Origin of the sequence: uncultured Jannaschia sp., from assembly GCF_947494025.1 — a bacterium.
Lineage (GTDB): Bacteria > Pseudomonadota > Alphaproteobacteria > Rhodobacterales > Rhodobacteraceae > Jannaschia.
In genome coordinates this window covers 1-12310 of record NZ_CANLTQ010000026.1, presented here as the reverse complement: position 1 = coordinate 12310, position 12310 = coordinate 1, and the positions used below count along the sequence as shown (strand labels likewise).

Annotated in this window: 12 protein-coding genes; 3 read left to right on the top strand and 9 right to left on the bottom strand. The window is 68.5% G+C overall.

Going from position 1 to position 12310, the window contains the following annotated elements; all coding sequences use genetic code 11:
- Positions 1 to 76 precede the first annotated feature (76 nt).
- From Q1B08_RS17650 to Q1B08_RS17640, 3 genes are read right to left on the bottom strand one after another with little or no spacing between them, the layout of a single operon-like run.
- The gene (locus Q1B08_RS17650) at positions 77 to 937 is read right to left on the bottom strand and encodes a DUF305 domain-containing protein (RefSeq protein ID WP_299821789.1); all 861 of its coding nucleotides are present in this window, start codon (positions 935 to 937) and stop codon (positions 77 to 79) included.
- Positions 938 to 959: 22 nt separating this feature from the next.
- Positions 960 to 1601 carry a cytochrome c gene (locus Q1B08_RS17645; RefSeq protein WP_299821787.1) on the bottom strand — a complete coding sequence of 214 codons (642 nt, stop codon included), beginning with the start codon at positions 1599 to 1601 and terminating at the stop codon, positions 960 to 962.
- Between the two features lie 31 nt (positions 1602 to 1632).
- Positions 1633 to 3894 (bottom strand): heavy metal translocating P-type ATPase, encoded by a 2262-nt coding sequence (locus Q1B08_RS17640; protein ID WP_366140046.1) that lies wholly within the window; start codon positions 3892 to 3894, stop codon positions 1633 to 1635.
- A 241-nt stretch (positions 3895 to 4135) separates the two neighbouring features.
- Here Q1B08_RS17640 and Q1B08_RS17635 point away from each other — a divergent pair, with 241 nt between their 5' ends.
- Complete coding sequence (locus Q1B08_RS17635) at positions 4136 to 4417, top strand: metal-sensitive transcriptional regulator (protein WP_299821785.1); 282 nt, start codon at positions 4136 to 4138, stop codon at positions 4415 to 4417.
- A gap of 431 nt (positions 4418 to 4848) precedes the next feature.
- Here the strand turns inward: Q1B08_RS17635 and Q1B08_RS17630 are convergent, their stop codons facing one another.
- From Q1B08_RS17630 to Q1B08_RS17615, 4 genes are all read right to left on the bottom strand, one after another.
- Positions 4849 to 5625, bottom strand: a complete 777-nt coding sequence (locus Q1B08_RS17630; RefSeq protein WP_299821783.1) for a DsbA family protein — start codon at positions 5623 to 5625, stop codon at positions 4849 to 4851.
- 33 nt (positions 5626 to 5658) lie between these two features.
- Positions 5659 to 6441, bottom strand: a complete 783-nt coding sequence (locus tag Q1B08_RS17625; RefSeq protein ID WP_299821781.1) for a glutaredoxin family protein — start codon at positions 6439 to 6441, stop codon at positions 5659 to 5661.
- Between the two features lie 185 nt (positions 6442 to 6626).
- Positions 6627 to 7031 (bottom strand): Cu(I)-responsive transcriptional regulator, encoded by a 405-nt coding sequence (gene cueR / locus Q1B08_RS17620; RefSeq protein ID WP_299821779.1) that lies wholly within the window; start codon positions 7029 to 7031, stop codon positions 6627 to 6629.
- A gap of 10 nt (positions 7032 to 7041) precedes the next feature.
- Positions 7042 to 9546, bottom strand: coding sequence for a heavy metal translocating P-type ATPase (locus tag Q1B08_RS17615; protein WP_299821777.1), 2505 nt, complete (start codon positions 9544 to 9546; stop codon positions 7042 to 7044).
- A gap of 161 nt (positions 9547 to 9707) precedes the next feature.
- On the opposite strand from Q1B08_RS17615, the gene Q1B08_RS17610 reads away from it, so the two are divergent.
- Complete coding sequence (locus Q1B08_RS17610) at positions 9708 to 9902, top strand: heavy-metal-associated domain-containing protein (protein ID WP_299821775.1); 195 nt, start codon at positions 9708 to 9710, stop codon at positions 9900 to 9902.
- Positions 9903 to 9935: 33 nt separating this feature from the next.
- Positions 9936 to 10409 carry a DUF411 domain-containing protein gene (locus Q1B08_RS17605; protein ID WP_299821773.1) on the top strand — a complete coding sequence of 158 codons (474 nt, stop codon included), beginning with the start codon at positions 9936 to 9938 and terminating at the stop codon, positions 10407 to 10409.
- 253 nt (positions 10410 to 10662) lie between these two features.
- On the opposite strand, the gene Q1B08_RS17600 is transcribed toward Q1B08_RS17605, so the two are convergent.
- The gene (locus Q1B08_RS17600) at positions 10663 to 11154 is read right to left on the bottom strand and encodes a cytochrome c (RefSeq protein ID WP_299821771.1); all 492 of its coding nucleotides are present in this window, start codon (positions 11152 to 11154) and stop codon (positions 10663 to 10665) included.
- Between the two features lie 102 nt (positions 11155 to 11256).
- Positions 11257 to 11454: a hypothetical protein gene (locus Q1B08_RS17595; protein WP_299821769.1), complete on the bottom strand. Its 198-nt coding sequence runs from the start codon at positions 11452 to 11454 to the stop codon at positions 11257 to 11259.
- Positions 11455 to 12310: the final 856 nt, after the last annotated feature.

The following is a 12310-nucleotide window of genomic DNA, read 5'->3' as shown; positions in this document are numbered from 1 at the left end:
TTTGCCGGGTTGCCCCGCTGGAAGGTCAAGCATGCCGGGGCAGTGTCCGACAGGCTCGTTTCCGGCCCGCAAGGCGCTACGCGCAGGACCAGAATCCGCGGTATCCGACCGTCACGCCCTGCTCGAGGGAGAAGACCAGCTCGGCGTCCTGCCGCCAGTCGGCTTCGTCCTCGGGCAACTCGCGCACGGTGATGGTGGCGCCGTCCGCCGCGAAGGCCATCCCGCCCGCCTCCGTCGCGCCGGCGCCGTCGAGGGCCACGAGCACGCCGTTCAGATGCATCGCCGCCGCCGCGCCGTCGGACGATGTCCAGAAGATCGGATCGGTCTCGGGGCTGCGGTAGAAGCGACAGCGCTCGGTGGCTTCGAGCACCTGATCGGCCTCGACCTCCGGCATCGGAGACGGGTCGAGCGTGGAGACGAGCGTGTTGTTCAACGCATCCTCGACGCTGCCCGGCTCTGCGGGCGGATCCTGATAGAGGCTCTCGACGATGTTCCCGCCCGATACCTCCGCGATCAGGTAGCGCATCTCCGCGATCTCGCGCCGTTGCGCCGCGATGATCTCGTCGGCGAGCTTGCGCACGCGCGGATCGCGGATCTGTGCCCGCTCCGAGGTCATGACCGCGATCGAGTGGTGCGGGATCATCGCGCGCATGTAGCTCGGGCCCGAGACGGTGACCTGCGCGCGGACCAGCCACAGCGACAGCGCGAAGACGATCGCCGCGCCCGCGAAGATGGCGATGTTGAGCGCCTTGCTGGAATACATTCCCAGCATGAAGGCCAGCATGACGACCGCCATGGTCGCGCCCATCATGATCGCCATGTAGGTGCGCGTCTCCGAGAAGAAGACGTGCTCCCACGCGTAGGTGTTGAGATACATCAGGATGAACATCACCACCGTGGAGGTGAGGATCATCAGGCCAAACCGGATGTAGGACATGGGCTTTCGGTCTCCGCTTGCTTTACTCGGTAGTGGCCGGTTCGGCCGGTTCGGTGTCGAGGCCGCCTCCGGAGGCTGCCGGACCGGTTTCGGCCGGCTCCGACGCTTCGGCTTCGGTCGCGTGTGCATGCCCCTCCGCCCCGTGCGCGCCATCGCCGGTCAGGGCGGCGTAATCCTCCGGAGACATCCCCGGTAGCCGGGTCACGAAAGCGGTCAGCCCTGCGATTTCCTCCAGCGTGTGGTGTTCGCCGAAGGCCGGCATGCCGGACATCTTGATACCGTTCTCGACGATCCAGTGGATCTCCCCGGGACGCCACTCCGCTGCCGCCTCGACGAGGTGCGGCGGCTCGGGACGCATGCCGCGCGACCATGCCGATGGGTCACGACCGGGCGCTCCGTGGCAATGGACACAGCTTCCGGCGTAATGTCCCGCGCCCTCGGCGATCAACTCCTCGGAAAAGCTGTCGGGACGCTCGACCTCGCCCGCGCGGCGCGCGACCGAGCGATGCATGGTCGTGTCGAGCGTCCACCTGACCGCATCGGCATGCGGGTCGGTGGCGGCCACGTTGTAGGCGCCGGAATAGGTCACCGTCAGCCAGACGACGACGCCGACGAGCAGCGTGCCGACGACGCCGAGGCCGATGCCCGTGATCATGCGTCCCATGAGACGTTCTCCCTGATGCGTTTCATGAAAGTCAGATCGATTTCGCCCTCAAACGCAGGGCGTTGGCGATGACGGAGACGGAGGACAGGCTCATCGCCAGCGCCGCGATCATCGGCGACAGCAGGAGGCCCGTGGCGGGATAAAGGATGCCCGCCGCGATCGGCACGCCGAGGCCGTTGTAGAGAAAGGCGAAGGCGAGGTTCTGCTTGATGTTCCGGACCGTCGCCCGGCTGAGGCGGCGGGCGGAGACCAGCGCCGTCAGGTCGCCCCGCACCAGCGTGACGCCCGCGCTCTCCACCGCCACGTCGGCCCCGGTGCCAATGGCGATGCCGACGTCGGCCGCGGCCAGGGCCGGCGCGTCGTTCACGCCGTCGCCGGCCATCGCGACCGTGCGCCCCTCGGATTGGAGCCGACGGATCGCCTCCTGCTTGTCTCCCGGCAAAACCCCGGCGATCACCTCGTCGATGCCGAGGTTCCGGGCCACGGCGCGCGCGGTCGCTTCCGCGTCGCCGGTCAGCATGACGATGCGCAGGCCCTCCTCCCGCAACGCGCGGATGGCCTCCGGCGTGGTCTGCTTCACGCGGTCGGCGACGGCGAGGATGCCCGCCACGCGGCCGTCGATGGCGACGAACATCGCGGTCTGACCCTCCGCGCGCGCGGCGTCGGCCCGCCCAGCGAGCGCGGTGGCATCCGCGCCCTCCGCCGCCATCATCGCGGCGTTGCCGATGGCGACGCGGCGGCCGTCCACGCTACCCACGACGCCCTTGCCGGTCACGCTGTCGAACCCCTCGACGGCAGCGGCGTCGAGCCCGCGCTCCTGTGCGCCTTCGACGATTGCCCGGGCCAGCGGATGCTCGGATGCGGCTTCGAGCGCGGCGGCCAGGCGCAGCACCTCGTCCTTTTCCGGCCCCTGCGCCTCGACGGCGACGAGAGCCGGCTTGCCTTCCGTCAGCGTGCCGGTCTTGTCGACGACCAGCGTGTCCACCGCCGCCAGCCGCTCCAAGGCCTCCGCATCCTTGATGAGCACGCCGCGGCCGGCCCCCTTGCCGACGCCCACCATGATCGACATCGGCGTGGCGAGGCCGAGCGCGCAGGGACAGGCGATGATCAGCACCGAGACGGCGGCGACGAGGCCGAGCGCCATCGCCGGCTCCGGTCCCCAGATCGACCACGCGGCGAAGGCCGTGACGGCGACCGCGACCACCAGCGGCACGAACCATCCGGCGACCCGGTCGGCCAGCTTCTGGATCGGCGCGCGCGAGCGCTGCGCGTCGGCCACCATGCCGACAATGCGGTTCAGCATCGTGTCGGCGCCGACCCGCGTCGCCTCCATCACGAAGCCGCCGGTCTGGTTCAGCGAGCCGCCGGTGACGGCATCGCCCGCCTGCTTCTCGACCGGGATCGGCTCCCCGGTGATCATGCTCTCGTCGATGGTGGATCGGCCCTCGAGCACGGTCCCGTCGACCGGAACGCTTTCGCCCGGGCGCACGCGCAGCCGGTCGCCCTGCCGCAGCATATCCAGCGGCACGTCCCGCTCGCCCCGTCCGTCCAAGAGCCGTGCGGTCTTGGGCGCGAGGTCGAGGAGCGCCCGGATCGCGCCGCCCGTCCGCTCCCGCGCGCGCAGTTCCAGCAGCTGACCCAGAAGAACGAGCACGACGATCACGGCGGCGGCCTCGAAGTAGACGCCGACCTCGCCGGAATGGCCGCGGAACTGGGCAGGGAAGATCCCCGGCGCCACGGTCGCCACGACCGAGTACGCCCAGGCCACGCCGGTGCCAAGCGCGATCAGCGTGAACATGTTGAGATTCCGGCTTTTCACCGAGGACCAGCCGCGGGCAAAGAACGGCGCGCCAGCCCACAGGACGACCGGCGTGGCGAGCACTAGCTCCGACCAGTCGAGCCAGGATGCGGGGATGGCCATGAAATACCAGGGCAACAGGTGCCGGCCCATCGCGACGAGGAAGAGCGGGATCGTCAGCGCGGCGCCGACGGCGAAGCGCCGGCGGAAGTCGACATACTCCTTCGATGGCCCTTCGGTCAGCGGGATACCCTTCGGCTCCAGCGCCATGCCGCAGATCGGGCAGCTGCCGGGACCGACCTGCTCGATCTCGGGATGCATCGGGCAGGTATAGACCTGATCCTCCGCCCGCGGCTTCGGCGCTGCCTTCAGCGCAGGATCGAGGAACAGCTCGGGCCGCGTCTCGAACTTCGTGCGGCAGCCGGCGGAGCAGAAGTAGAACGTCTGTTCCCCATGCGCGGCGACGTGCCTGGCCGTCGCGACGGTGACGCTCATCCCGCAGACCGGGTCGATGGCCTTGCCCGGTTCCGGCCGGGCGCCGCCGGACGATGTCGGGTGACCGGCATCTTCCGTCGCGCGATCGTGGGAACGGCACGATGACTTCGCTGACGCGTCCATTCGATCCTCCGACGTCACGCATATATACCCCTACGGGGTATCAACGTTGTTGTATACCTCTGCCGGGTATAATTCCAATGGAAAACATGCAGGCATGGTTCCAACCCGGAGGAGCAGCGTGGTTCACGACAAGCGCAACAAGGATGCGGTGCAGAAGCGCCTGTCGCGGCTTTCGGGTCAGGTGCAGGGCGTGGCCCGAATGGTCGACGAGGACCGCTACTGCGTCGACATCCTGAACCAGACCGCCGCCATCCGCTCCGCCCTGCGGGCGGTCGAGCGCCTCATCATCGAGGACCACGCCCGCACCTGCATGGAAGACGCCATCGTCGCCGGCGATCAGGATCGGCAGCGGATCATGTTCCAGGAAGTCGTGGCCCTTCTCGAAAAGGTGCGCGACTGAGGCGTGACACCGGATCCGAGGGCCAGTACATCGAACCCGTCGAGACCGACGAGTTCCGGATCGGCGTTGCCAAGACCTACGACTTCGTCGTCCAGCCGCGCGAGGACCGCGCCGACACGGTCCATGCCGAGACGCTGGACCGGAGCGGGTTCACCCCGATCACGCGGGCGATCACGTCCTGCCGGAACCTCAGGCCGGCAGATCCGCGTGGAAGGAAACGGCCGTCGACCGTGTCCGGCGAAGGGGGATGCCATCTCATCGGCAAAGGATCGTCGCCGGACGAAGGGCTCTCGGAGCCGGGACCGGAACGAGGACGACTCGGCACCAAGCGTTCCAGGGGGACGAACAAGCCGGAGAACGTTGGCGGCGCGATATAACGGGTGGCGGCGTCCGGGGGTTTCAGGACCCGCTGGACCCCTTTCCCCGACCGTTCAAACGCAACCCGGCACGCGTCCGGCTTCGCGTTCCATCTCGACCAATGCCTCGACGGTCTCGATGTCGACCGCACCCTGAACCACCGTGCGACCCACGACGATCGCGGGTGTGCCTATTATCGCGAACAGCCGCCCGAGCGCTTCGCTCTCGGCGATCTCGCGCGCGACCGCGTCGCCTCGCATGTCGGCCAGAAGCCGGTTCCCGTCGATGTCGAGATCCCGGGCGAGGGTCCGCAGATATCCTTCCGTCGGCTGGAAGGGATTGCCCATGAGCCGTTCGTGGAAGGACAGGTACGCACCCTGACGCCCGGCGGCGAGCGCGGCCTCGGCCGCCGCGCGCGAACCTTCGCCCAGCAGAGGCAATTCATGCCAGGTGATCCCAACACCCGGCTCGGCGCGCGCGTAGGCCGCAAGGCGTTGCGTCAGCACGCGGCAATAAGGGCAGTTGTAGTCCGAGAACGAGGCGATCGGCACGATGCCGTCCGCCCCGGTCCGACCGTCGTAGAGGACGTCGCATAGCCGGGTCTCGACCTCGGCGGTCTCTACGAGGGGCCCGGCGTCGTCAACCGCGCCGATTCCGAGAAACGGATCGAAGCCGCCCGAGCTGCTCGACCCGCCCGCGAAACGGCGGAACCCTTCCGGGCGATCCATCGGCTCGAAAGCGGAGGCCGTGCCGGCGAGCCTGCCATAGGCGGCGGCGCCGAGGCGGATCGCGCCATACCCCCCTGCGAGCACAAGGCCGAACAGGAGGGCGTCACGTCGGGTGGCGGCCACGGAACCCTCCCCCCTGCTTCGGGACGCGCCGGTTCACAGCAGGAACCGCCCGCCCATCCAGAGCGCCATGCCCACCATCATCAGGTTCTCGGTCAGCGACACGAAGCCCAGAGGCACGTTCGAACCGCCGCCGACGCAGGCGCATTTGAGCTCGCGCTTGTCGACATAGACCGCCTTGAACACGCTCGCCGCGCCGACCGTGCCGATGAAGAGCGCACCGGGGACCGACAGCCAGTGCCAAACCATCGCCGTCATCAGCAGGCCCGCACCGGTCTCGACGAACGGGTAGACGTAGCCGTAGCGGACCCATCGCTTGGCCAGCAGGTCGTAATTCAGGAACATGGTCGAGAAGCTCTCGACGTCGTTGAGCTTCTGCAGGCCGAGCAGGACCATCGAGATCGAGATGAACCAGCCCAGCGTCTGCCAGGCAAGCAGCGTGTCGAAGGCGAACCAGGTGAATGCCACCGCCAGAAGGGCGCCGACCGAGAAGAGCGCGATAATCGGCTTGTAGCTCGTCTCGTCCTCGGCCCCCGGATCCTTCTTGCCGAAATGAACCTGGAGGTCGTCGTATCCGCCGATCCGCTCCCCGTCGATCCAGGTCTGCGGCGTGGTGTCCACGCCGTGCTCACGCTGGAAGGCGTCGGTCTCCTCGCGCGTCTCGAGGTGACGGTCATCGAGCTCGAAACCCTCGCGCTTCAGCAGGTCGACGGATTTCAGCCCGTAGGGGCAGGTATGCTCGGGCATCACCATGCGGTAGATCACCGCCTTTTTCGGGCCGGATACGCGAGCGGGGTCGGGATTCGTGTCCTTGGGCATTTCGAGCTCCTCTCGGTTTTTCCCCGGGGTACGGACCATGGAGATTGAACACCGCATGGCCCATCCACGGGGACGGTTCGATTTAAAATTCGTCGACAGGCCCGCCGCCGCCACCCGGCTGAACCCCGCGCAGCGCCCGGGCGGCGGTGAGCGCGGACGGCCGGATCGCACCATTCCCTGCCGATCTACGCATCCCGGGGCGCCGATCCGGACGTGAGCGAATGGATGATGGGGCAGTCCGGTCGAAGGTCGCCGGCACAGGCGTCGACAAGATCGGCGAGTGTCTCACGCATCTCCCCCAGTTCCGCGATCTTGCGGTCGATCTCCTCGAGATGGATCGAGGCGATCCGCTTGACCTCCGCGCTGGCGCGCCTGTCATCCTCCCAGAGCGCGAGCAAGGCGCGGCAATTCTCGATCGAGAACCCGAGCGCGCGGGCCCGGCCGAGGAAGGTGAGCTTGTGAACGTCCGTTTCCCGGAACGCGCGGTAGCCGTTCGCGGATCGCTCAGGCCGCACGAGGCCGATATCCTCGTAGTAGCGGATGGTCTTCGGAGGCACGCCCGAGCGTGCGGCGACATCGCCTATGTTCATGGAAGTCTCCTCATCTCGCAGGCGCGGTCCGCGGCACGGACGCCAACGCGCGCGATCCAGCTGAACCGGCCGGCTCGCCGCCCGCGCGGCGCAGGCGCAGCGCGTTGCCCAGCACGAAGACCGAGGACACCGCCATCGCGCCGGCGGCCAGCATCGGCGACAGCAGCACGCCCATCACCGGATAGAGCAGGCCCGCCGCCACGGGGATCAGCGCGGTGTTGTAGGCAAAGGCCCAGAAGAGATTCTGCCGGATGTTGCGCAACGTCGCGCGGCTGATGCGGCGCGCGCGGACGACGCCGCCCGGATCGCCCCCCATCAGCACCACGTCCGCCGCCTCGATGGCCACGTCCGTCCCGGTGCCGATGGCGATGCCCACATCGGCCTCGGCGAGCGCGGGCGCGTCGTTGATGCCGTCGCCCACGAAGGCCACGGCACCGTGCTCCGCACGCAGGCGCCGCACCGCATCGGCCTTGCCGCCGGGCATGACCTCCGCCTCGACATGGTCGATGCCGAGCCGGTCCGCCACGGCGCGGGCCGTCCGCCCGTCGTCGCCGGTGATCATCGCGACCCGCACGCCCATCCCGCGCAGCGCGGCGACGGCGCCGGGCGTGTCCGCCTTGACCGGATCGTCGACCCCGATCGCCGCCAGGACCCGACCGTCCACGGCAAGGTAGAGGGGGGTCCGGCCATCGGCGGCCATGCGCGCGCCCGCCGCCCCGAGCGCGCCGGGATCGACGCCCTCGCCCCGGAGGAACCGGTCCGCGCCGACGAGGACGACGCGACCGTCGACATTCGCCCGCGCGCCCAGCCCGGTGACCGACTCGAACGCGTCGGCCCCGGGCACCGCGATGCCATCGGCCTCGGCGGCACGCAGGATCGCGCGCGCGATCGGGTGTTCGGAGCGGGCCTCCACCGCCGCCGCCAGCGCCAACGCGTCGCGGCGCCGAACGCCGTCGGCCGTCTCCAGCGCCGTGAGCGTCGGGCGCCCCTCGGTCAGCGTTCCGGTCTTGTCGAAGGCCACCATGCGGACGCCCTGCAGGGCTTGCAGCGCGTCGCCGCGCCGGAACAGAACCCCAAGCTCGGCCGCCCGCCCGGTGCCGACCATGATCGAGGTCGGCGTGGCCAACCCCATCGCGCAGGGGCAGGCGACGATCAGGACGGAAACGCCCGCCACAAGGGCCATCGCGAGCGCGGGATCGGGTCCGAAGACGAGCCAGACCATGACGGTCAGCGCGGCGAGACCCATCACCACGGGCACGAACACGGCCGTGACCCGGTCCACGAGCGCCTGGATCGGCAATTTCGCGCCCTGCGCCGCCTCCACCATGCGGGTGATCTGGGAAAGCAGCGTCGCGTCCCCGACAGCCGTGGCACGCATCACCAGCGCGCCGGTCCCGTTCACCGTGCCGCCGACGAGCGCGGCGCCCGGACGCTTCTCGACGGGCACGGGCTCGCCGGTCACCATGCTTTCGTCGACGAAGGACCGCCCCTCGACCGCCGCGCCATCGACGGGAAGCCGTTCGCCGGGGCGAACCTCCAGCAGATCGCCGACGACGACCTCGGCAAGCGGCACCTCGACGGCCACCCCGTCGCGGCGCAGTCGCGCCGTCGGCGGCGTCAGATCCATCAGGCGCTCGATGGCGGCGCCGGTCCGGCCGCGCGCGCGGGCCTCCAGCCAGCGACCCACGAGGATCAGCGTCGCGATCACGGCCGCCGCCTCGAAGTAGACGGCGCGGGTGCCGTCCGGGAAGATCGCGGGCATGAAGAGAGCCAGCGTCGAGTAGAACCACGCCGCCGCCGTGCCGAGCGCGACGAGGCTGTTCATGTCCGGCGCACCGCGCAGCAGCGCCGGCAAACCCTTGCGGTAGAACACGCGACCCGGTCCGGCGAGCACGAGGGTGGCGAGCAGGAACTGAACCGTCCAGCTCGCCTCCAGCCCGATCGTCCGGGCGATGAACGCATGCGCGCCGGGAACGAGATGCGTGCCCATTTCGAGAAGGAAGACCGGAAGCGTGAGCGCGGCGGCCAGAACAGCGCGCGAACGGACCAATCGGACCTCCGCCGCACGGCGTGCCAAGCCATCCGGTTCCGCAGGGTCGCCACGCGTCCGGGCGGCATAGCCGGCTTCGGTGGCGGCCATCGCGAGCGCTTCGGGTGTCGTCGCCCCTTCGAGAAAAGAGATCGTGGCCGTTCCGGCGGCGAAGTTGGCCTGTGCGTCGAGAACCCCCGGCACGGCATGCAATGCCCGCTCCACCCGCCCGGTGCACGACGCGCAGCTCATCCCTTCGACGTCGAGCACGGCCGTGACGGTCCCCGCCGGATAGCCCGCGTTGTTCAGAGCGCGGGACACCTCACCGGCATCCACGTTCCCCGTCACGCGGGCCGCGCCCGTCGCAAGGTTGACCGAAGCGCCCTCGGCACCCTCCACCGCTGCGAGGGCCCTCTCGGCACGTCCTACGCACGACGCGCAGGAAAGGCCGGAAAGGGAAAAAGCCAGAACGGCCGGAACGGACATCGCGCACCTCGAATTCAGGGTCGACGATGATGTAGGGGTTCCAGCAGGTGGAAGGTCAAGGCCGCTTATCCTTTCCCGGACCCGAAGGTAAAAAATCTGCCCGTCTCTTGACCTTCCAGCAGGGGAAACCCTCACTTCCAACCGGGAGAAGGAGGCACGACATGAAACTCAACGTCCCGAACATGAGCTGCGGCCATTGCAGATCGTCCATCACGAAGGCCATCGCGAGCATGGACCCGTCGGCGCAGGTCGCCATCGACGCGGAGTCCCGTACGATCGACGTCAGCACGGATCATCCGCCCGAGGAGCTGCAGGCCGCATTGCGCCGCGTCGGCTACGAATCCGCCCCGGCCTGAGCCCCGATTCCGCACTCATAAGGAACGACCCCGATGATCCTCGACCGACGAATGTTTTTCCGCCGCGCCGCGGCCGCCTCGATTCTGGGTGCGGTCGGCGCACCGCTCGCTGCGCTGGCGGCCGACCGGCCGCTCCTCGACATCGCCCGTGACCCGACCTGCGGGTGCTGCTCAGCCTGGGCCGACCTAGCGCGTGAAGCGGGCTACGACGTGCGGATGCGGAACGCCGACGACATGGCCGCGGTGAAGGAGGCGGCGGGCGTGCCCGACAATCTCCGGGCGTGCCATACGGCGCGCCTCGACGGCTATGTGATCGAGGGGCATGTGCCGTTCGAGGTGATGTCGCGGCTTCTGGCGGAGCGCCCCGACATCGCGGGGATCTCCGTGCCTGGCATGCCGGAAGGCTCGCCCGGCATGGGAAGCGATCCCTCGGCGCGTTTCGACGTGATCGCCTGGGGTGGAACGGCGGGCGGGGCTACCGTCTACCACCGCGCGGGCACGCGCTGATCCCGGCGCCGGTCGGCTGTCGCGATCGGTGCCCCCGATCGACACATCGCCGTGCGGGTTCGCGGAGGAAAGGCTTTCTTTTCGGATCTCGATCGGCGGCTCGAACCCCGGTACCGGCTCGCCGACAAGCGTTGGGGGCGGCCGGTCAAGGACTTCGGTAGAACACCACGCCCGGAACGTCGAACGCTGCGACTGGCGGGAGCATGAGAAGTTTACCGTCTAGGGAGGCGGGGCTCCGGGACTTCGTTCACGCTCAGAGTTCCCCTTCATCGTTCGCGGTGACTTCGGCCTGAAAGCCCCGCTGCCGCGCGGGCCAGGTGCTTTTGATGTAAGCGAGCGCGGCGGCGATCTCGGCATCGCTCAGCACGTCGCCGAACGCGGGCATGTCGCTCGCGTAACCGGGAACGATGGCCCCGATTCCCAGCTTCGTGATCGTGAACAGGTTTCGATCCGAATGGTGCCAGGTATGCCCGCTTTCGTCGTGTGGCGGGGCGGGCGCCCGCCCATCTTCGAGACGGCGCCGCCAGTCCGGCTGACCCTCAAGATCGGCACCGTGACAGGCGGCGCAATTCGCTGCGTAGACATCCTGACCGAGCCGGAGCTGTTCGGCCGTCACAGGCTCGCCCAGAAAAGCGAGCTCCTCAGCCGGTTCCGGCCCCGCATCCTGCGCCAGCGAAGCAAGAGCAGCCAGGGCAGCGACGGCGACCAAGGCGCCCCCGGCCGCAAGGATCGGTGCCGGCTTCATCACGGGACCCGCAAGTATCTTACCAGCGCGACGAGGCTCAGGATCAGGGCCACCGGAACGAGCGGCATCAAAAGGCCAGCGCCGCCCATCATCCCCATGCACTCATTCATCGGAATAGATGGCGACGCCGTCCTCGCGGGAGGTATAGGTCTTGAGCCTCCCGGATTTCTGCGCCGCCACGGCCGCCAATTCATCCGCACTCCAGACGAAGGCGCACGGGGTATCCACTTCGCCTGCGTCGGAGTCGACCCAAGCGTCGCAGGCAAGCATGTTCATCGCGGCGTCCTCGGAGACGATCATGACAGCGCCTATCTCCACTGGGCCTGCTGCAATGCGATCGAACCCTTCGCGGACGCGGCCAGAACGGCAAGGAGAACGAGGCGGGCGGGGAACGTCATGAAGGGAACTTATTCTACAATCCGCTGCCTTTCCATGGAGGTGCGCGCGCATTCGCGTGAACATTCTGACGCCGTCAGCTTCGAGCTGGCCCCTGAGCGGTCAGGCGGTTTTGAAAATACGTTCTTCGTGGGGCGACGAGAACGCGCAAAACGTCCGCGCCCCGGCGCGTCCCGGCCTTCGGCGCACCGGTTTCTCGTGGAATCCTCGCCCGCGCCGACGCATTTTTTGTCTCCGTGGAAATATATTCCCGAGGGTGCCTCCGCGGCAGCAAAGAGGGCGGCGTTCGGGGAAAACGTGTGATCGATCACGGAGCGAACCGTCTCGGCGGCGTGGCATCCCGCGCCTGCCCGACATCGATGGCGACAAACCGAAACGCGGCGGTTCAAGCGCGACCCGATCGGGTCCGGTCGGATATCACGGGCCATCCACGGTGTCGGACGCGCAGACGACAGAGACAAGCGTCTCCTTTTCGTCGTCCTCTACGGCCTGACAGTGCATCGAAGGTGTCTGTGAAGGGGCCGAACCTGCACGACGTCTTACAAGCCCCCCCGCTCGCGGAGACACACGGAAACCGAGCGAACCCCGACGAGTATCCGGCAAACGGATACGGGCGGTCACAACCGGAATACCGGCGGGCCGGAAGGCCCGCCGGTTTGTGTCGCAGCCTTGAAGGGGCTTACGTCTTGTCGACGTCGACGTCGTTCTTGTCGATATCCACCTCGGTCTTGCGCACGGTGTCGGTCACGACTTCCTCGCG

Bases quoted from the DNA above. Each gene is read 5' to 3' on its own strand.
- cueR (WP_299821779.1), bottom strand. From the start codon at position 7,031: ATGAACATAGGCGATGTCGCCGCACGCTCGGGCGTGCCTCCGAAGACC.
- Q1B08_RS17650 (WP_299821789.1), bottom strand. From the start codon at position 937: ATGTCCTACATCCGGTTTGGCCTGATGATCCTCACCTCCACGGTGGTG.
- Q1B08_RS17610 (WP_299821775.1), top strand. From the start codon at position 9,708: ATGAAACTCAACGTCCCGAACATGAGCTGCGGCCATTGCAGATCGTCC.
- Q1B08_RS17600 (WP_299821771.1), bottom strand. From the start codon at position 11,154: ATGAAGCCGGCACCGATCCTTGCGGCCGGGGGCGCCTTGGTCGCCGTC.
- Q1B08_RS17605 (WP_299821773.1), top strand. From the start codon at position 9,936: ATGATCCTCGACCGACGAATGTTTTTCCGCCGCGCCGCGGCCGCCTCG.
- Q1B08_RS17615 (WP_299821777.1), bottom strand. From the start codon at position 9,546: ATGTCCGTTCCGGCCGTTCTGGCTTTTTCCCTTTCCGGCCTTTCCTGC.
- Q1B08_RS17625 (WP_299821781.1), bottom strand. From the start codon at position 6,441: ATGCCCAAGGACACGAATCCCGACCCCGCTCGCGTATCCGGCCCGAAA.
- Q1B08_RS17645 (WP_299821787.1), bottom strand. From the start codon at position 1,601: ATGGGACGCATGATCACGGGCATCGGCCTCGGCGTCGTCGGCACGCTG.
- Q1B08_RS17595 (WP_299821769.1), bottom strand. From the start codon at position 11,454: ATGATCGTCTCCGAGGACGCCGCGATGAACATGCTTGCCTGCGACGCT.
- Q1B08_RS17640 (WP_366140046.1), bottom strand. From the start codon at position 3,894: ATGAGCGTCACCGTCGCGACGGCCAGGCACGTCGCCGCGCATGGGGAA.